Genomic DNA, 17,160 nt, shown 5'->3' with positions numbered 1-17,160 from the left:
GATCGTCAGCCTACCCAGACCGTTCACGGAGGCGGGCACGTGGAGCGTGGGCAAGGGGGCGGCACCTCGATAGCCTGGCCCCATGACGGAACAGAACAAGTGGCTTGCCCAGGTGGCTCGGAACCCCGGGCATTCCCAGTGGTACATCGAACGGTTCCGTACCATGGCCGCGCGCGGGGAGGACATCGTGGGGGAGGCCCGGCTCATCGACGCCATGGTTCCCCGCGGCGCTCGCATCCTGGATGCCGGGTGCGGAGCGGGGCGGCTGTCCGGGTACCTGCACGCGGCCGGGCATCGGGTGGTCGGGGTGGACGTGGATCCCGAGTTGATCGACGCCGCCCGGCAGGACTACCCGGGCCCTGAGTATCGCGTGGCCGATCTCGCCGTACTGGCCGACATGGACCTCGGGGACGCCTTCGACGCCATCGTGTGCGCGGGCAACGTGGTCACGTTCCTAGCGGAAAACACCCGGCGGGACGTGCTGCGCGGCTTCCGCAGTCACCTGGGTCAGGACGGCCGCGCGGTGGTCGGTTTCGGCGCGGGGCGCGGCTACTCCGCCGAGGAGTTCTTCGCCGACGCCGCTGCGGAGGGTCTCACACCGCAACTCACCCTGGCGGGGTGGGACGTACGCCCCTGGTCCCCGGACAGCGAGTTCCTCGTGACCGTGTTGGGCGCCGCGGACGGGTGAGTGGAAGCGGCTGTGCTGAGGCGCCGATAGAAGTTACCGATTCATCCCCGACAACGCCTGCAAATGCGTCGGGCGGACCGCAGTGGCGTGGGGCTGGTAGTCGTCGTGCTTGCCGAGCCAGGATTTGATGTAGGGGCACACCGGGACGATGGTCTTCCCGTCGGCGATGGTGCCGTCCAAGGCCCCCCGCGCGAGCTTGGAGGCGAGACCCTGACCGCTGTAAGCGTCGTCGACGGTCGTGTGGTAGAAGATCCGCCGCGGCTCGTCGGCGCCGTCGAACGGCAGGTAGTGCGCCTCGCCGATGACCGCGTCACCGTCGAGGAGTTCGTAGCGGTGCCCGTCGGCGTTGTGGCGGACGGTGATGTCGGATTCGGTTTCCACGGGACTCTCCTGGGTGGGATCGGGCGGGCTCAGCCGCGGGGTCGCAAAGTGACGGTGGGCAAAGTCGGGGCCGACAGTGGCGCGGGCTGACCGTCGGGAAAGGGGCCGAAGCGCGGGTACGGGGTCCCGTCCGAGTAAGTTCCGGACTCTGGGGTGGGGTCCGGTTCGGGGTCGATCTCGGCCTGCCACTGCTCACGGTAGGCCACGACCTCCTCGTGGGTGCGGCCCACGAAATTCCACCACATCACGATCTGCTCCCCCAGGGGCTCCCCGCCAAGGAGCATGGCCCGCACGGGCTTCTCACCGGCGGTTAGGATCACGCTGTCCCGCCCCTTGGGGAGGTAGGCCAGGTGGTCCTCCGGGATCGACGCCGAGTTCAGGCTCAGGTCCCCGGTGTCCACCAGGACCCCGTGCTCGAAGGACGGGTCCAGGTCCAGTTCCAGTTCCGTTCCCGGCTCCATGAGGATCTCGGCGGCCACCAGCGGGGGTGTATAGGTGTTCACCGGGGACGTGGATCCGGCCAGCTCACCGATGAATATCCGCAGCTCGGCGCCGTGGTTCTTCACGGGCTCTGGCGTGTAATGCTCGAAGGTCGGTGCCATGTGACGGGTGTCGTCCGGCAGGGCGTACCACAGCTGCACGCCGTGCAGGGTGGTGGTGTCCGGGGTGGAGAACTCCTGGTGGGAGATCCCGCGCCCGGCGATCATGAGGTTGACCTCCCCGGGGCGCACGTCCGCGCTGTACCCGGCGGAGTCCAGGTGGGAGATGCCACCGGTGAACAGCCAGCTCACCGTGGCCAGGCCGGTGTGCGGGTGGCGCGCCACGGACATGCCCCCGGTGTCCGCCACGGGATCGGGGCCGTAGTGGTCCAGGAAACACCACGCGCCGATGAGACTGCGATGGCGCTGGGGGAGGGTGCGGCGCACGGTCATCGCCCGCGGGCCACCCAGGGGCACGTCCCGCGGGGTCAGCAGGGCCGCCCCGGCACCGATCGCCTCGGTGCACAGGACCTCTTGCGGGTTGCGTTCCAGGTTGGTCATCGCGCACCTTCGGTGCTCGTGGTCGCACCGGCCGGCGCGGACGCAGTCTTACGGGGACGGACGGGGTGTCCGGACAGGATGGAGATCCGGTTGAAGGCGTTGATCGCGATCGCGGTCCACTGCAGGGCGGAGTACTGCTCGTCGTTCAGTGCTTCCCGGGCCGCGGCCTGCTCGGCGTGCCGCGTGTTCTCGTCGGGCAGCAGGGTGGCCGTTTCGGCGATGATCAGGGCGGCCCGTTCCACGGCATTGAAAAGAACGGTGTCACGCCATGCGGGGAGCACGGCGAGTTGCTGCGCGGTCACCCCGGCAGCCTCGGCCTTGCGGACGTGCAGGTCCAGGCAGAACGCGCACCCGTTGAGCTGGGGCACTCGCACGTTGACCAGCTCCACGACCGAGGCGGGGGTGCCCGCATCCTCTGCAGCGGCACCGACCTTGCGGGAGAAGGCGTTGACCGCCCGCCAGCTGGAGGGGTCGGACTTGTCCAGGAAGAAACGGTCCTGCTCGGTCGTGGCGGCTCCTCGTGGTTTCGTGCGCCGACTGTATTCGCCGGGGTCGACGACGCTGCTGTCGCGGCCACCCGGCGCGGGTCCGGGATGCGACGGGGCGGTCCGGGTGGAGATGAAATTATTTAAACGGAAATATCTTCCTCGCAAGGCTAACTTGCGGTCGGGGTCCGCTCAAGGGGGCGGGACAGGGTGCGAGGCTGGAGGTGGCTGCGCAAGAAGATTCTTAGACAAATGTTTCCGAGGCGAGTTAAAATCATCCCTCAGCTCAACGAGTTCTAAGGGCTCGAAAGGGGAGATCATGACCGCGCATACCGACACCGCTGCCCAGGCGGTGGACCCCGTGACCCTGTGGGGCCAGGTGATCGAGGGGTTCCAGAGCACCAACAAGAACCTGCACCGAGAGGTGGCCGCGGCCCATGCGTTGAACGCCGCGGAGGCCGAGGCGTTGCTGCGGCTGACGTGCACCCCGCACCAGCGCATGCCCATGGCCGAATTGGCCCGTCAGGTGGCCTTCAGCACCGGCGGTTTCACCAAGGTCGCGGACCGGCTCACCAATCGCGGCCTGGTCCGGCGTGCCCCGTGTCCCGAGGACCGGCGCGTCGTCTACCTCGAGCTCACCGCCGAAGGCCGCACCACGGCCGGGAAGGTCCGTGATCTTGTGGCCGAGACGATGACGGCCACGTTCGTGGACGTCCTGGGCCCCGAACGCGCCGTCGTGGTCGCACAGGCGATGGCCGATCTGCACCGCAGCGGAATCGACCGCGCGTAGCGGTCTCGGCGACCGAGGCGCGAACCACCTCGGACAGGGGCCGATGCCGCTCGTGGTTCGCGCCGGCCGCGGCACCCTTTACGCTTGTGCTTAATCGAGATGGCTGAGCACAAGGATTGAGGGAGCCTGATGGCCGCTGGACTGGCTGCGCTGCTGGATGACATCGCGGCACTCGCCAAGCTGACCGCCGCGAGTGTGGACGACGTCGCCGGGGCGGCGGGGCGTGCGAGCGCCAAGGCCGCGGGCGTCGTCGTCGACGACACCGCGGTGGCCCCGCGATTCGTGCAGGGTGTTAACCCCAAGCGGGAACTACCGATCATCAAGAAGATCACGATCGGCTCCCTGCGCAACAAGCTGCTGATCATCCTGCCGGTGGCCTTGATCCTGAGCCAGTTCGCGCCGTGGTTGCTCACGCCGCTGCTGATGCTGGGCGGCACGTACCTGTGCTTCGAGGGCGCGGAAAAGGTGATCGAGCACCTGTCCCACCAGGATCACGCCCCCAACGAACCCGCCGCGGACCGCGGTCCGGAGGCGGAGAAGAAGATCACCTCCGGGGCGATCCGCACGGACCTGATCCTCAGCGCGGAGATCATGGTGATCGCGCTCAACGAGGTCTCCCACGAGCCGTTCCTGACCCGCACGCTCATCCTGATCGTGGTGGCGATCTTCATCACGGTGCTCGTCTACGGCGTCGTGGCCCTGATCGTGAAGATGGACGACATCGGCCTGGCCCTGGCCCAGAAGGAATCCGAGGGCGCCCAGAAGTTCGGCCGGGGCCTGGTCAAGGCCATGCCCACGGTGCTGTCCGTGATCTCGATCGTGGGTGTCTTCGCCATGCTGTGGGTGGGCGGGCACATCATCCTGGTGGGCATGGCCGACCTTGGGTTCACCCCCGTGTACGACTGGGTCCACCACCTGGGCGAGTCCGTGCACCACGTGGCCGGGGTGGGCCCCGCGCTCGCGTGGCTCGTGGAGACGTTCTGCGCCCTAGTGCTGGGCATCGTGTGGGGTTCCATCATCGTGGGCATCGTCCACGTGCTGCCCTTCGGCAAGAAGCACGGCGACGACGACGTTCACTCCTCCGATGCCGCCGGCCGTGAGTCCTCGGATGCCGACGACGCCGTGTCTACCCACCGGGGGAACGTCGCCGCGGTGCGCGGAGCGCCGTCGTCCGGGGTCTCGGCGACCGGGGCGTCGTCATCGGCAGATCCTCACGTGGAAGGCGGCTCGACCGCGGTCAGCGAGCCGCCCCGGGGCTGACCTCCCGCAACCCCGCCGAAGCGCACAGCTCCACGAGGCCTTCCATGCCGAAGGCCTGCAGCGGGCCCACCACCCCGCGCGCCCGTGAACGGTCCTTGAGCACGTGCTCCGCGCCGGCCGCCAACAGGTGGCCGGTGAGCGTGTAGACATTGGGACCCGCCACGCGGACCTCAGACACGGTCTCGCCCCGGGAATCGGTGGCCACAGCGATGGCCAGGGAGGACGACTTCACCCGCTCACTGGCACTGGGCCCACCCTCGGAACCGGTCAGGGCGGTGATGCCCTTGCCGAGCGCCTTGCGGGCCAGGGACGAGGAACCGGCCACGGCCATCACGGGCAGCGCAGCCTTCATGACTGGCCCCGGCGCGGAGAACCACCCGTTGAACACCTCGATGTTCGCGACCTTCGGGAACGCGTCCGGCAGGAACACGATCTCGCTCCCGGGGACCATCACCGTGTTGCGCTTCGCCCCGTCCACCGTGAACGTGTGTTGCCGCGGTATCCGCCCCGGCTTCTGCCACCGGTGATCACGCCACACCAGGAACGGTTTGCTCAGCTCTTCGAGCATGGTGGTCATGGTCCCGCCGCTCAGCCCGGTAGGGCCCGCCCCGGGGGCGAAGTAGCCCACCCGCAGGGTCTCGGCGCGGTCCCCGGCGCGTTCCAGAGCCAGGGATCCCGCGAGGATCCCGGGCACGTAGTCATAACCGAATGCGGGCAGCATGGTGCCGCGGGGCGCATCACCCGGTGCAGCGGCGTCGTCGGGCGCGGCGGCAGGATAGCGCTCCTGGAGCCGACGCACGAAGCCCACCTCACCCGTCGAGTCCAGGTAGTGGGCACCCTGGGCCGCGGCGGCGTCCGCGGCCACGTCCCCGAGTCGCTCGAAGGGACCCACGGTGGTGACCAGGACGTCCCCCTCGGAGACCAGCGCGCGGACGGAATCGGGCTCGGCCAGGTCCGCGGTCCGCACGTCCAGGCCGCCCAGCGTGCAGGCCAGCTGGTTCAGGGGCCGTTCGCGGCGTCCGGCGAGGACGGGGCGCACTCCCCGTTCCACGAGGGACTCGACCACCAGGCGGCCGGTGTATCCGGTGGCTCCGAAAACCACCACGTGAGCGTTCATGGGTGTCCTCCTGCGCTCGGACGGACCGCAACGGATGTCGTGCGGGCTGATTCATCACGTTACGGGACGGAGCCGGAGTGCGCGACGACTACGCGGGCTCCCCGCGCACCACGTCCACGTGCACGTGGTCCAGGTGGCGCAGGATCTCGTTCGCGGGCGGCGGCGCGTTGTAGGGGTGCCAGCGCCCGGCGGGGGAGCGCGAACCCCAGACCATGTCGTCGAAGATCACGTACTGGACGTCCAGGTCCTCGGCGTGGGCCACGAGCCAGTGCGCGAGCTGCCACCCCTGCCGGCGGTTCTCCTCCGTCACGGGGCGGAAGAACACGTCGACGGCGCGCCCGTCGTAGTGCGTGGAATTCTCGCCATGTCCGTGGCCCACACCGCCCGGGGCGAAACCGCCGAGGCTCAGGGGGCCGAAGACCTCGATCATCGCGTCCCGGACCGCTTCGGCCCGGGGCGTCAGCCCGGAGGGGGTGATCTCCTGCGCCTCGAGTCCCCCGCTGCTGTGCCCGCGGCAGCGCAGGCTGGGCCCGGCGTCGTCGGGCGGGCCGTGCATGAGACGCTCCATGACAGTCGGCTCCACGCCGGGTACTGCGGAGGCGTCCGCACCGCGCGTGACGGCGGTGGTCGCGGCCTTGGCCTCCTCGCGGGTCAGAGGGACGTCCCCGTCCTGCGTGGTCACCGTGCATTCCGCCCTGCCCAGTGCGGGAGGGGCACTCGACACGATCGAACGCAGCGGTCCCGAACCGGCCCACACGGCACCCACCACGAGGGCCAGCACTACGAGCAGACCCAACGTCCAGCCGGCGGCGCGTCCCGGAGCGCGGCTCATGAGGGGGACGGGGACGTGGTGTGCGGGTGCATGACGGGTCCTTATCGGGGCGCGGTCGTGTGTCACCATGATGCCGGGTCAACCTTGCCGCGCCCCGCGTACCGGCCCGCTCCCGTGCCCCCGGAGGTCATGATGAACGAACGCCCCGCGTCCCCGTGGCGGATCGAGGACGTGGATGTCCCCGGCTACCTCGCGGCATTGGACGTCAACGCCGCGCAGCTCGCCGCCGCCCCGCGGGACCTGGGCCTGCTCGAACGGCTGCACCGCGCCCATGTTTTCACGTTCCCGTTCAGCAACGTGGAGGTGCTGCTCGGACGGCATCCCGGGGTGGAATTGGCGACCGTGCAGGACCAACTCGTCCGACGCCGCCGCGGCGGGTACTGCTTCGAGCACTCGCAGTTGTTCGCGGCCGTTCTGGAAACGCTGGGCTTCACCGTGCGCCGCGCCCTGGGCCGCGTGCGTTCGTTCGACAGCCCCCGCACCCACATGACCGTGCTCGTGGACCTTGCCGGCACACGCTACCTGTGCGATCCCGGCTTCGGTTTCAGCATCACGGGTCCCATCCCGTTGCACGACGGCGCTCGCCGCGTGGAGGGGGACCGCACCTTCTCGATCGGGCGGGTCACGGACGAGGGCTGGCCCGTGTGGTCGTTCGAGCGGGACGGGGCCATGGAACACGTGCTGGACGAGTCCACCATCCACCCCGCGGACGTGCGGATGGGCCACCTGCAGACCTCGACCGGTGCGGAGTCCATATTCCGCCATCACCTCATGGTCATGAAGCACACCCCGCGGGGCCACGTGACCGTGACCGAACACGGCACCACCGTGCGCACCCCTGGGCGGCCGACCCGGCAGCGGGAACTGACGGCCCCGGAGATCGTGACCGAGGTCCGGGATCTGGGCGTGCGGATCACCGAGGAGGAAGACGCGCAGCTCACCGACGCCGTGACCCGGATGAGGGGCTGATCGGGGCGGGATCGGCGGCCGCAGGCGGCCAGTCGTGGGGGGCGACGACTGCGAGCGGCCGGGACACCAAAAATTAACGCGGCACGGGCTTCGCGTTCGCAAAATTCCATCACGCCGATGGCATGATCTTCACCTGGCTGAGCATTTCCCCCGATGCTCTGCCAGTGCTGCGCCCGGAATGAGCTGACCGAGCGGGCCACAACTGAATACCCCCCCATGTAGAAAGCAGCCCCCCATGCGTTTCTTCCGTTCCTCCGTGGTGCCCGCGGCGGCCCTCGCCGTGGTCACGGCGCTGTCCCCGTTGGCGCTCTCCTCGTCACTCCTGGCCCCGGCGAACGCCGCTCCCGCAGTGGCCGCTCCCGCAGTTCCCGCGGTCCGGACCGCGCCGCGGGTTCCCGAGGCGCCCGTGCACGCGGCTCAGGCCCCCGCCCTTCCCGCGACCGCCCATCACAAACCCTTCAAGGCCGCGGGCAAGAACTCGAGCTACCACATCTACACGAACGGCATCGACCGTTCGAAGGCCGTGGGTGTGCTGTTCTACCTGGGCGGCGACTACGACAACCCCGGCGAGACCTGGGTGCACAGCCCCCAAGGGACCGCGCTCACAGCACTGGCCGCTCAGGCCCGCAAGAAGAACATGATCCTGGTGGTCCCCATCTCCCCGGACCACAAGCTCAAGCCCAACGGCATCACGTGGTGGGAGGACGCGGACGGCAACGGCGACTACTTTCGCGCGCTCAAGGACAGCCTCGTGAAGACCTACGACCTGGACACCTCCCGCGTGTGGCTCGCCGGCTACTCGGGTGGCGCGGAGTTCATCACGTACGAGCTGCTGGCCGATCGGCAGAACTGGATCCGTGGCGGCGGTGCGACAATCATCGGCGGCGGCGGTGCCAGCGGCATGCAGACCGCGCCGAGTGCCGCGGTGCGCTCCCTCCCGATCACGTGGCACGCGGGGACCAAGGACGTGGCCGGCAGCACCAACCCGCCCACGTGGTCCGCGTCCGCCGCCGCAGCCCAGGGCATGAAGCGGTTCCGGGCGGACGGGTTCACCCGCACCTCCCTCAAGACCCTGCAGGGCTACAACCACGACGACTACGACATCGTGGGCCTGATCGCCCAGGGCTTGGCCACGCTGCCGCCCGCGCCGACGACGACGGGCCAGAACGCCACACTGGGCACCCCTCAGACGTCCTGGCTGCGCGGGGCCATCCGGACCGACTACGTCGCCACGGGCGGGATGGGGACATACGGGCAACCGACGTCGGCGGAGAAGCCCACGGGCCGCGCGGGCGGGGTCTACCAGGGCTTCACGAAGAACTACACGTATTACTGGAGCCCCGCGACCGGCGCCCACCCCGTGAAGTGGGGGACCGGCATCGGTAACGCCTACAAGGCTGCCGGTCTGGAGCGCGGGTGGGGCTATCCCGTAATGGCGGAGCGCAAGATCCCCGGCGGCGCCTACCAGGACTTCCGCAACGGCAACGCCCGCTACCGCGCCATGTACTCCCCGGCCACGGGCACCCGCGTGATCAAGCTCAGCGGCGGGATCGGTACCGCCTGGCAGAAGGCCGGGCACGAACACGCGTGGGGGTACCCCGCGACCGACGAGTACGCCGTCTCCGGCGGTATGGCCCAGCGCTTTTCCCGCGGTGTGGTGGCCACGTGGCACCGCTCCACCGGCAAGGTCACGGTGAGTCGGGGGTAGCGGTACCCGACCGGTGCCCCGGACGCACGGCAACCACCGTGCGTCCGGGGCGTGCCACCCGGGGTGTTGCGTCCATGGTCCGGACGAGGGCGTGATGCCCCGGCCCCCGCGCAGGGACACGACCGGCGCCTGCAGTTTCTTGGCCAGCGCGCGGATCTGACCCGCAGCGTGCCGGGCCTGCCCGTGCGCTGGGTCGACGACGTCGTGGCCGCGGTGGCCCGGCGGGTCGTGCGCCCCGGGGAAGCCGTCGCGGAGTCCGCGCTCAACGAGCGGCTGCGGATGTTCGTGCTCGACGCCGCGTTCTTCCGCCGGCACGCCGTGGACATGGGAGTGCTCAGGCGCGCTCCGGACGGGACCCGGTACGAACTGACCGAGGATTGAGCGGGGGCCGCGGCGCGAGGGGCCGGCCGCACCATCGATACGGAGGGTTCCCGCGGTCTCCGTCGGCTTCGGTTCTACGGAGCCGTCCGGTGGGGAGCGCCGGATAACGGTTGCCTTGGACCGGCCCCGCGAATGACGAAGTCCCGCCCGACCTTCCGGTCGAACGGGACTTCTTGCGGTGCGCGAGGGGGGAGTTGAACCCCCACGCCCTCTCGGGCACACGGACCTGAACCGTGCGCGTCTGCCTATTCCGCCACTCGCGCTCGTTGTTCCACGCGGCATTCGTCGGTGAGCAACGTCGAAAAGAATACCTGACGCGTGCGACGTTTGGCGAATCGCGGCGCCGTCGAACTCCCGGTAGGGGCGACGGCGCTGTGGCGCCTCAGATGCTCACCGTGAGTCCCGCCCACGTGACGCCGGCGCAGAACAGTCCGGCGAGCGCGTAGAGCGTCACCGGGACCAGCAGGGCGATCTCCCGGGCGGAGCCCGCGTTGCCGAGCACGGGGAAGCGCACGAACGAGCGGCCTTTGTAGAACGTGGTGGGCAGCGGCAGGGACGTGCGCAGGGGCCACAACAGGTGGATCCCCTGGGTCGTGAGCAGGTCCCCCAGCATGTGCACGGCGTACCCGAGACCCACGGCCACCACGAACCAGCGCGGGTTCTGCGGGGGATTCGCCGCGACGAACGCCCCCAGCAGGATGCCCACGATCCAGTTCGCGTGGGAGAGCCGGTCCGGGACGAACGCCAGGACCTTCACCGCGCACGCGATGAGCAGCACGGACAGCACCGCCGCCAGGGGCCACACCTGTCCTGGTAACGACGCCGCGGCGTCCGGGATCTCTCCCGCCTGACCTTCCGTCCCGGGCCAGGAGAAGGAGTTCCAGCGCAGGGCGTCCCCCACGGGGACGGACGCGCGCTGGGACAACAGCGCGAGGACGATGATCAGGAGCAGCCCCACGAGCGAGTGTGTGGCCCTGCGGTGGCCCCCGGAGAGTTTGCCGACCGCCCGGGCCACCCACGTGGACAGTGGCGGGAGGGAGCGGGCGACCGTGCCCCCGGGGTGGTCGAGATCCGGGAGCAGGGCCGCGCCGGCGCAGATCAGCGCGCCGGTGATGACGCCGGGGTCGCCCACGGGCATCACCCCCAGACCCACCGGGACGGAGACGTCGGCGAGGTGCACGGTGTAGGTACCGGTCAGCGCCACCCACGCGGCTGCACCGCACGCGGCATGGCTGGGGCCCATCATCGGGGGAACCTGGGCATGGTGGTGGTCCTCTCAAGACCTCGGGGAAGGAGCAGACCCCAGGGTAGGAACCGGTTCCGACCTGCATAAGCGGCTGCGGAGGCCGCCTCGGCGACCTGCTCGGATCCGCACTGTGCGCGGCAGTCGACCACCGCGCGTCCATGCCCCGCGCCATCCGTTCACGACGGTCGGTGCACCGCGCCTCAGTCACCCGCGTGGGGCCATGTCCTGCCCTGCCGAACCAGCGTGGGTGGGTCCGCGCACCACCCCTCGATTCGTGAGCGTGAAGCGTCAGTCCAGAGACTTGGGGTTCCAGGGGAGCTGCTGATCGCACCCCGGTGTGAGCCAGGCCTTGAGGAAGCCGCCCGTCTGGTGCAGGTACTGCATGAGCAAGCTCTTGCCCGTGATGTGGAAGTCCACGGCGGACATGCGTAGCTCACCGGGATAACAGCGGGAGAGGATGAGCCGCGATCGGGGCGCGTGCTGGGTGAAGGTCACGGCGGTCACGGTGTCCCACCCGCGTTCCTCGAAAAGCTTCTGCAGCTCCATGGCCTCGCCCTGGGTCGTGGACGGATCCGGTTTGAAGCAGATCACCTCCACGCCCTCCCGGGGCGCGCAGAACGGGCGGGTCGAGTAGTACTCCTGCAGCTGCGGTGGTTCGTACGGCTGGGGGTCCGGGGCGGAGATCACCAGCGTGTCCGCCACGTGCTGGTTGAACACGAGGTCCTCCGCGTAGGCCATACGGGACGTGTCCGGCGGTCCGAGCACGAACACCGCGTCAGATCGTTTCGGCGGATCCACGCGGGGGTTGTCCAGCACGGCGTGGCACACCGCGAGCCACAGCACCACGAGGATCGTCAGGACGGTCAACACCAGCAGGGGCCACCGCCGCTTCTTGGCGAGGGTCTGCCCGGGGGCCGCGTGTGCCACGGATGTCCTTCCGATGTGGGGCTTTACAGGAATGCCGCGGATATCATCTCATCCAGCGGAACCCCTTCCGAGGCTTCTGCATCTCGTACCGGTAAACACCCACCAAGGAGTCAGCTCATGCGCTCGAACGACCACCTCGAACGTTCGATGACCTGCCAGGTTCCGCTCCGGTGGGGGGACATGGACTCGTACGGCCACGTGAACAACGTGGAGGTCGTCCGTGTGCTCGAGGAAGCGCGCATCGCCGCGTTCGGCGTCCCCGTAGGCACGGGCGAGCAGGTCCTGCCGGCCAAGATCCCCTTGTTCTCAGTGCTCCCGGAGGGCACCCAGGCGCTGATCGCCGAGCACCGGGTCAAGTACCTGCGCCCCCTGGCGTACCGCAACGTCCCCGTGGATGTGCGCGTGTGGGTGGTCTCCGCCCGGGCCGCCACCCTGGTCCTGGGATTCGAGATCCTCGACTTCGCCGACGGCGCTCCCTGCGTCCGCGCCCAGACCCAGCTCGCGTTCTACCTCCCGAGCACGCGCACGGTGGTGCGCCTGACCCCCGAACAGCGCGAACTGCTGGAACCGTATACGGCGCCGTCGCCGTTCTGACCTGCGCACACCCGCGCACCGCGCCGACGCCGCTCAGGCGGCGAGCTTCACCGGGGTCCGCAACCGCAGCTGCGCGCGGGTGCGCAGGATGTGGCCGCTTTCCGGCAAGACCCGCCACGTCCACCACAGCACGGCGTGGGAGTCCGGGTCCGCGTGGCATGTGGCAGCGGTGACCGCCGCGGGGTCCTCGGTGTCCTGGACGCACACCGCCAGGGGCGCCGCATCCAGGGTGTCGTGCAGGCGCGCGAGCTCCCGCTGCAGACCGCGAGGGGAGTGCTCGGTGACCGTGCAGCCCACTTCCACGTGCGAGGCGAACGGCGTGGGGTGGGCGATGCTGCACAGCGTGGGCAGCTGCGCTGCGGTGTCGTCGAACAGACCCACGGTCTCGACCCACTGCTCCCCGGCGTGGGTGATCACGCACTGGTGGTGCAAGGAACCCACACGCAGTTCCACGACCGTGTGCTCGTCCACTCGCAGCGAGCGCCCGGCCGGTGCGTCCAGCACGCCCAGGTCCGTGCGGTACCCGAACTGTTCCGGGCGGCACACGACATGCCCGTGCAACGGGGTCAGCCAGCGATGCTCCATAGCCTTGTTCTCCCTCTTCGGCCCCGCGGCAGTCCGCCGCATCGGCTTTACAGAAGAAAATATCCACCAAGCGGGTGCGCGAGCAAGCACCGGAAGGTCACCGTTTGATGACGACGCATATATGCCACCCGGGCCCACACGGACGCGGTGCGTGCCGGAACGGCTGCGGTGACAGGGGCTGGATCAGGGCAGCGGACGGCCCCGCGCCGCCGTCCACAGTGCGTACCAGTCCTCGTGGGTCATGAGCTCGGCGGCCCGCGGCGCCTGCGCGCACGCGGCGATCCGCTGCGGGTTCAAGGTCCCCACCATCGGGCGGATACCGTACGGGTGGCGCAGCAACCAACCCACCACCACGGCCTCGCGGGACACGCCCATGCGCTGGGCGAGCTGCTCCACGAGGGCGCTCGTCCGCCGTACGGGGTCCTCGTTCGCACCGCCGGAGGACGACGCCGCACCCCCGGTCTCCGCACCGCCCATCCCGTCCTCCCCGAACGAGGCGGCCGGCGCGGACGTAGCTCCGGACGCGGGCGCGGGTGCACCCGAATAGATCCCGCCGGCCATGGCACCCCATGCCTGCAACTCGATCTCGTCCGCGATGCACTGGGCGAGCAGCCCACCGGGGAACGACACCCCGGTCCCCTCCGGGTGATTGGCGAGCACCTGGGACTCCACGAAATCGCGGTGCGCCAGGCTCATCTGGATCTGCACCGCGGTCACGGGCACGCTCAACAGTTGTTGGAACGCGGCCACGTGATGCGGCGTCATGTTGGACAGCCCCACGGAACCGATCAGGCCCTCACGGTGCAGTTCGTCCAGGGCCCGCGCGGTCTCGCCCAGGGGTGTGAGCGGATCCGGGCGGTGCAGGAACAACCGCTCCACGTGGTCCACGCCGAGCCGCTGCAGGGACCCCTCCAGGGAGGACCGCACGGAGTCACGGTCGAGTCGGTAGTGGACGGGTGAGCCCTGGGGCCCGGTGTTACCCGGCAGCTTGATCCCGCACTTGGTCTGGATCCGCACCGCGCGCCGCAGCAGGGCGTCCTCGGCCAGGATGCGACCGAACAGGGTTTCAGAGGCGCCGCCGATGTAGATGTCCGCGTGGTCGAAGAGTTCGAACCCGGCCCGGTGCGCGGCGTACACGGCCTCGCGAGCGACGTCGTACTGGGACGCCGGGACGGACTCCTGACCCCAGGAGCCACCCAGGGTCATGCACCCGTAGATCAGGGGATTGCTCACGGGCGCCCGCCCTGCTGCTCGGCGCCGCGGCGCAGGCGGGCGGCCTCGGCGAACGCGGCGGCGGCCTCGTCGAGTTTGCCCGTGCTCTCGTAGACCGTTCCGAGCTCCGTGAAACAGTCGGAGCGGTCGCGCAGGGAATCGGGGACCTCCTCGTAGAAGTCCACGGCGCGGTTGTACGCGGTCACAGCCTGCGCGTTGCGCTGGGTCTCGCGGTAGACCCGTGCGAGGTTGCTGTAGCAGTCGGCCTGGTCGCGGGGTTCGTGGGGGGCGTCCAGGTACTGGCCCAGGGCGTCCAACAACTGGGTCTCGGCCGCGCGCAACTCCCCGGTCTCGACCAGCAGGGACCCCAGGATCAGGTGCGCGCGGGCCTTATGCTTGCCACTGCCCGGGAGCTGGGAGAAGTACTCGAGCGCGGTGCGGTATTCCGCCACGGCTTTGCTGGTGCGTTCCATGACCACGTAGATGTGGCCCAGGTTGTAGTGGCACGCGGCGAGTTCCTTGGCGGTGTCGCCGGATTCGTGGAACAGCTCGATGGCCTGCCGGTACGCGGTCTCCGCGAGGGCGTGCTCACCGCGGTCCTCGGCGTCCAGAGCACGCGTGAAATAACCGTTGCCGTCATCCGAGTAACTCATCAGATCAACCTCCCGGGACCCAGTAAGAATCTAAGGATGCTACATGGTGGGCCGATTCGGAACCCGGCTGCTAATCTCAAAACCACACTCTCCCAGGAGGTCAGGATGGCAGTACAGAACACCGCACCGGGGCAGGACTCGCGCGATCCCCGCCACGCAGCAGCCCCGGACGACGAGCATGCTTCCGTGATCCGTCACGAGGAGCGTCTGGTGATCAACCGCGAGGAGGAGGTCACCGGCCGTGCCCGGCTGCGCAAGTACGTGGTGAGTGAGCCCGTCCGCCAGGAGGTCACCCTCGCCTCGGAGGAGGCCAACGTGGTGCGCACCCCCATCACCGAGGAGGAGCGTCAGGCGTTCCTGGACGGTCGCGAGCTGCCCGTGGGTGAGGACGAACTGATCCTGTACCGCACCGAGCCCGTGGTGCAGACCATGCGGGTCCCGTACCAGCGTGTCCGCCTGGTCGCCGAGCGTGTCGAGCGCACCGAGGTGATCGAGGAGACCCTGCGCAAGGAGCGCGTGGACATCGAGACGGACGAGCGCCCCGCGCACTGAGCCACGCGGCGTCGCCCGCGGCAAGAGCTTCCAACGGACCGGCATCTCCGAGCGGGGTGCCGGTCCGTCGTCGTCCGCCCTCGCGACGGAACCCCCGGCCAGCGGCACCCGCGGTGGATGCGGCGTCGTCCGCGTCCGCGTCACAGGGTGACGACGCCGCTGCGGCATCAGGGTGCCCGCGGGGTAGTTTGGTGGGGTGAACGAAACGACCCTGACCCTGATCCGCCACGGCCAGACGGACTGGAACCTGCAACGGTTGTTGCAGGGCCGCACGGACATCCCCCTCAACGACACGGGCAGGGAACAGGCCCGCGCGGTGGGCCGGGAACTCGCGGCGTCGGGGCGACACTGGGATGCGCTGGTCTCCTCTCCCCTGCAGCGCGCACGGGAGACGGCCCGGATCATCGGGGCGCAGCTCGGACTCGCGCCGGCGGGGACCTACGCGGACCTCGCGGAGCGCTCCTTCGGGGACGCGGAGGGCTACGACTGCACCGGGATGACAGAGGACGAGCGGCACGCGTTCATGGAGGAGCACGGTGAGGCGGCCGAGCACGTGGTGCAGCGGGGGATCGCGGTACTGCGCGAGATCGCCGCGCGGTACCCGCAGCAGGACGTGATGATCGTGGCCCACGGGACGTTCATCCGCCTGACCGCGGGCCGGATCCTGGGGGTCGAGCTGCCGAGCCTGCAGAACGGGGAAGTGGTCGAGGTGACCACGCAGCAGCTGGCTGCCGCCCCCTGACCGACCTACCGGACTACTGCTCTGCGCCCGGGCGAGCGGCCGCGGTCTCGGTGGCCTCCGTGCGGGCCGGACGGTGCGCGTACATCAGCGCGAGTCCGGTGAAGACGAAACCACCCACCAGGTTGCCCAGCAGCACAGGGATCTGGTTCCAGATCCACCAGTCGCCCAGCCCCACGTCCGCGCCCATGAGCATGCCCATGGGGATCATGAAGAAGTTGACCACGGCGTGCTCGAAGCCCAGGCCGAAGAACGCCATGATGGGCAGCCAGATGGCGGCGATCTTGCCGATGGTGTCCTTGGAGACCATGCCCATGAACACGCCCAGGGACACGAGCCAGTTGCACAGCACGGCCTTGACGAACACCGTGACCATGCCCGCGAAGCCCATGGCCTGGTAGGCAGTGGTCTTGGCCGCAGCAGTGTCGGCGAACTTCTTGCCCAGCGCGCCGGCGTCGTGGGAGCCGAAGCCCGTGAGGGTGCCCGCGTAGAGCAGGGCGAACAGCGCAGCCCCGATGATGTGGCCGATGGTCACCATCAGGCAGTACCGGGCCACGGCCGACCACGGGACGAGTCCGCGCAGCGCGGCCATGGGGGTCAGGGCGAAGCCGCCGGTAAGCAGCTCCATGCCCATGAGGATCACGATGGTGATGCCGGCGGGGAAGAGCAGGGCGCCCACCACGGGCGAGCCGGAGCTCACGGTGGCCGACACCGCGAACGAGGTGGTGGCCGCGAGCACGGCACCGCCCAGCACGCCGCGCAGCACGAGGGCGCCGGAGGGCGCTGTGGCCTTGGCCTCCCCGGCGGTGACGGCGTTCGCCACCACATCCGATGGGTTCACGTTGGTCATGACTGCTCTGCTTTCTGTCGTGGGGGGGGCTGCGCCCCGGCTGCGGGGTCGCCCTGGCTGCGGGGTCACGGGCACCCGCAGTCGCCGGTGGGCGGGGTGCGAGGGGAAAACCGTAACTGCATGAGTGTAGGGCCGTGCAACGCTCGCGCGA

Annotated in this window: 20 protein-coding genes and 1 tRNA gene; 9 read left to right on the top strand and 12 right to left on the bottom strand. The window is 69.6% G+C overall.

Annotated features, from left to right (window positions below):
- The first annotated feature begins 82 nt into the window (after positions 1 to 82).
- Positions 83 to 688, top strand: a complete 606-nt coding sequence (locus tag HBK84_RS10900) for a bifunctional 2-polyprenyl-6-hydroxyphenol methylase/3-demethylubiquinol 3-O-methyltransferase UbiG (RefSeq protein WP_167318892.1) — start codon at positions 83 to 85, stop codon at positions 686 to 688.
- Positions 689 to 721: 33 nt separating this feature from the next.
- Here HBK84_RS10900 and HBK84_RS10895 read toward each other — a convergent pair whose 3' ends face one another.
- Genes HBK84_RS10895 through HBK84_RS10885 form a run of 3 tightly spaced genes read right to left on the bottom strand, consistent with a single transcriptional unit; the run spans position 722 to position 2,762 of the window.
- Positions 722 to 1,069 (bottom strand): GNAT family N-acetyltransferase, encoded by a 348-nt coding sequence (locus HBK84_RS10895; RefSeq protein WP_167318891.1) that lies wholly within the window; start codon positions 1,067 to 1,069, stop codon positions 722 to 724.
- A gap of 29 nt (positions 1,070 to 1,098) precedes the next feature.
- Positions 1,099 to 2,109, bottom strand: a complete 1,011-nt coding sequence (locus tag HBK84_RS10890; protein ID WP_167318890.1) for a pirin family protein — start codon at positions 2,107 to 2,109, stop codon at positions 1,099 to 1,101.
- Entirely contained in the window at positions 2,106 to 2,762 is a 657-nt protein-coding gene (locus HBK84_RS10885) for a carboxymuconolactone decarboxylase family protein (RefSeq protein WP_370520537.1), read from the bottom strand. Before HBK84_RS10885 ends, HBK84_RS10890 begins: the two co-directional genes overlap by 4 nt.
- Before the next feature lie 151 nt (positions 2,763 to 2,913).
- On the opposite strand from HBK84_RS10885, the gene HBK84_RS10880 reads away from it, so the two are divergent.
- The gene (locus tag HBK84_RS10880; protein WP_085106529.1) at positions 2,914 to 3,384 is read left to right on the top strand and encodes a MarR family winged helix-turn-helix transcriptional regulator; all 471 of its coding nucleotides are present in this window, start codon (positions 2,914 to 2,916) and stop codon (positions 3,382 to 3,384) included.
- 129 nt (positions 3,385 to 3,513) lie between these two features.
- Positions 3,514 to 4,644: a DUF808 domain-containing protein gene (locus HBK84_RS10875; protein WP_167318889.1), complete on the top strand. Its 1,131-nt coding sequence runs from the start codon at positions 3,514 to 3,516 to the stop codon at positions 4,642 to 4,644.
- Here HBK84_RS10875 and HBK84_RS10870 read toward each other — a convergent pair.
- Both HBK84_RS10870 and HBK84_RS10865 read right to left on the bottom strand, forming a co-directional pair.
- On the bottom strand, positions 4,622 to 5,761 hold the full coding sequence (locus tag HBK84_RS10870; RefSeq protein ID WP_167318888.1) for a trans-acting enoyl reductase family protein: 1,140 nt from the start codon (positions 5,759 to 5,761) through the stop codon (positions 4,622 to 4,624). The genes HBK84_RS10875 and HBK84_RS10870 overlap by 23 nt on opposite strands.
- Before the next feature lie 88 nt (positions 5,762 to 5,849).
- Positions 5,850 to 6,593, bottom strand: a complete 744-nt coding sequence (locus HBK84_RS10865; RefSeq protein WP_167318887.1) for a hypothetical protein — start codon at positions 6,591 to 6,593, stop codon at positions 5,850 to 5,852.
- Positions 6,594 to 6,722: 129 nt separating this feature from the next.
- Here HBK84_RS10865 and HBK84_RS10860 point away from each other — a divergent pair, with 129 nt between their 5' ends.
- The 3 genes from HBK84_RS10860 to HBK84_RS10850 all read left to right on the top strand — a co-directional run bounded on the left by HBK84_RS10860 (position 6,723) and on the right by HBK84_RS10850 (position 9,651).
- On the top strand, positions 6,723 to 7,562 hold the full coding sequence (locus HBK84_RS10860; RefSeq protein WP_167318886.1) for an arylamine N-acetyltransferase: 840 nt from the start codon (positions 6,723 to 6,725) through the stop codon (positions 7,560 to 7,562).
- 235 nt (positions 7,563 to 7,797) lie between these two features.
- On the top strand, positions 7,798 to 9,270 hold the full coding sequence (locus tag HBK84_RS10855) for an LGFP repeat-containing protein (RefSeq protein ID WP_167318885.1): 1,473 nt from the start codon (positions 7,798 to 7,800) through the stop codon (positions 9,268 to 9,270).
- A 168-nt stretch (positions 9,271 to 9,438) separates the two neighbouring features.
- Entirely contained in the window at positions 9,439 to 9,651 is a 213-nt protein-coding gene (locus HBK84_RS10850; RefSeq protein ID WP_035964901.1) for a DUF2087 domain-containing protein, read from the top strand.
- A gap of 179 nt (positions 9,652 to 9,830) precedes the next feature.
- On the opposite strand, the gene HBK84_RS10845 is transcribed toward HBK84_RS10850, so the two are convergent.
- From HBK84_RS10845 to HBK84_RS10835, 3 genes are all read right to left on the bottom strand, one after another.
- Positions 9,831 to 9,914 (bottom strand) — tRNA-Leu (locus HBK84_RS10845).
- A gap of 119 nt (positions 9,915 to 10,033) precedes the next feature.
- Positions 10,034 to 10,897, bottom strand: coding sequence for a metal-dependent hydrolase (locus HBK84_RS10840; RefSeq protein ID WP_167318884.1), 864 nt, complete (start codon positions 10,895 to 10,897; stop codon positions 10,034 to 10,036).
- 288 nt (positions 10,898 to 11,185) lie between these two features.
- Complete coding sequence (locus HBK84_RS10835) at positions 11,186 to 11,824, bottom strand: YdcF family protein (RefSeq protein ID WP_240918982.1); 639 nt, start codon at positions 11,822 to 11,824, stop codon at positions 11,186 to 11,188.
- A 117-nt stretch (positions 11,825 to 11,941) separates the two neighbouring features.
- Between HBK84_RS10835 and HBK84_RS10830 the strand changes: the two genes are divergently transcribed.
- Positions 11,942 to 12,418, top strand: coding sequence for a thioesterase family protein (locus tag HBK84_RS10830; protein ID WP_064845578.1), 477 nt, complete (start codon positions 11,942 to 11,944; stop codon positions 12,416 to 12,418).
- A 33-nt stretch (positions 12,419 to 12,451) separates the two neighbouring features.
- Here the strand turns inward: HBK84_RS10830 and HBK84_RS10825 are convergent, their stop codons facing one another.
- The 3 genes from HBK84_RS10825 to HBK84_RS10815 form a co-directional block, all read right to left on the bottom strand.
- Positions 12,452 to 13,003, bottom strand: a complete 552-nt coding sequence (locus HBK84_RS10825; RefSeq protein WP_167318883.1) for a DUF2617 family protein — start codon at positions 13,001 to 13,003, stop codon at positions 12,452 to 12,454.
- A 183-nt stretch (positions 13,004 to 13,186) separates the two neighbouring features.
- Complete coding sequence (locus tag HBK84_RS10820) at positions 13,187 to 14,236, bottom strand: aldo/keto reductase family oxidoreductase (RefSeq protein WP_167318882.1); 1,050 nt, start codon at positions 14,234 to 14,236, stop codon at positions 13,187 to 13,189.
- Positions 14,233 to 14,868, bottom strand: coding sequence for a tetratricopeptide repeat protein (locus HBK84_RS10815; protein ID WP_035964882.1), 636 nt, complete (start codon positions 14,866 to 14,868; stop codon positions 14,233 to 14,235). Before HBK84_RS10815 ends, HBK84_RS10820 begins: the two co-directional genes overlap by 4 nt.
- A gap of 105 nt (positions 14,869 to 14,973) precedes the next feature.
- Between HBK84_RS10815 and HBK84_RS10810 the strand changes: the two genes are divergently transcribed.
- Positions 14,974 to 15,420 (top strand): YsnF/AvaK domain-containing protein, encoded by a 447-nt coding sequence (locus tag HBK84_RS10810; protein ID WP_064845575.1) that lies wholly within the window; start codon positions 14,974 to 14,976, stop codon positions 15,418 to 15,420.
- 196 nt (positions 15,421 to 15,616) lie between these two features.
- On the top strand, positions 15,617 to 16,162 hold the full coding sequence (locus tag HBK84_RS10805) for a histidine phosphatase family protein (protein WP_167318881.1): 546 nt from the start codon (positions 15,617 to 15,619) through the stop codon (positions 16,160 to 16,162).
- Positions 16,163 to 16,175: 13 nt separating this feature from the next.
- On the opposite strand, the gene HBK84_RS10800 is transcribed toward HBK84_RS10805, so the two are convergent.
- A complete protein-coding gene (locus HBK84_RS10800) occupies positions 16,176 to 17,009 on the bottom strand; it encodes a formate/nitrite transporter family protein (protein ID WP_167318880.1) in 834 nt (277 codons plus the stop codon).
- Positions 17,010 to 17,160 lie beyond the last annotated feature (151 nt).

This window comes from Kocuria sp. KD4, from assembly GCF_011769905.1.
GTDB classification, from domain to species: Bacteria; Actinomycetota; Actinomycetes; order Actinomycetales; family Micrococcaceae; genus Kocuria; species Kocuria marina.
The sequence above is the reverse complement of the archived record's forward strand: the minus strand, read 5'-3'. Positions and strand labels throughout refer to the sequence as shown.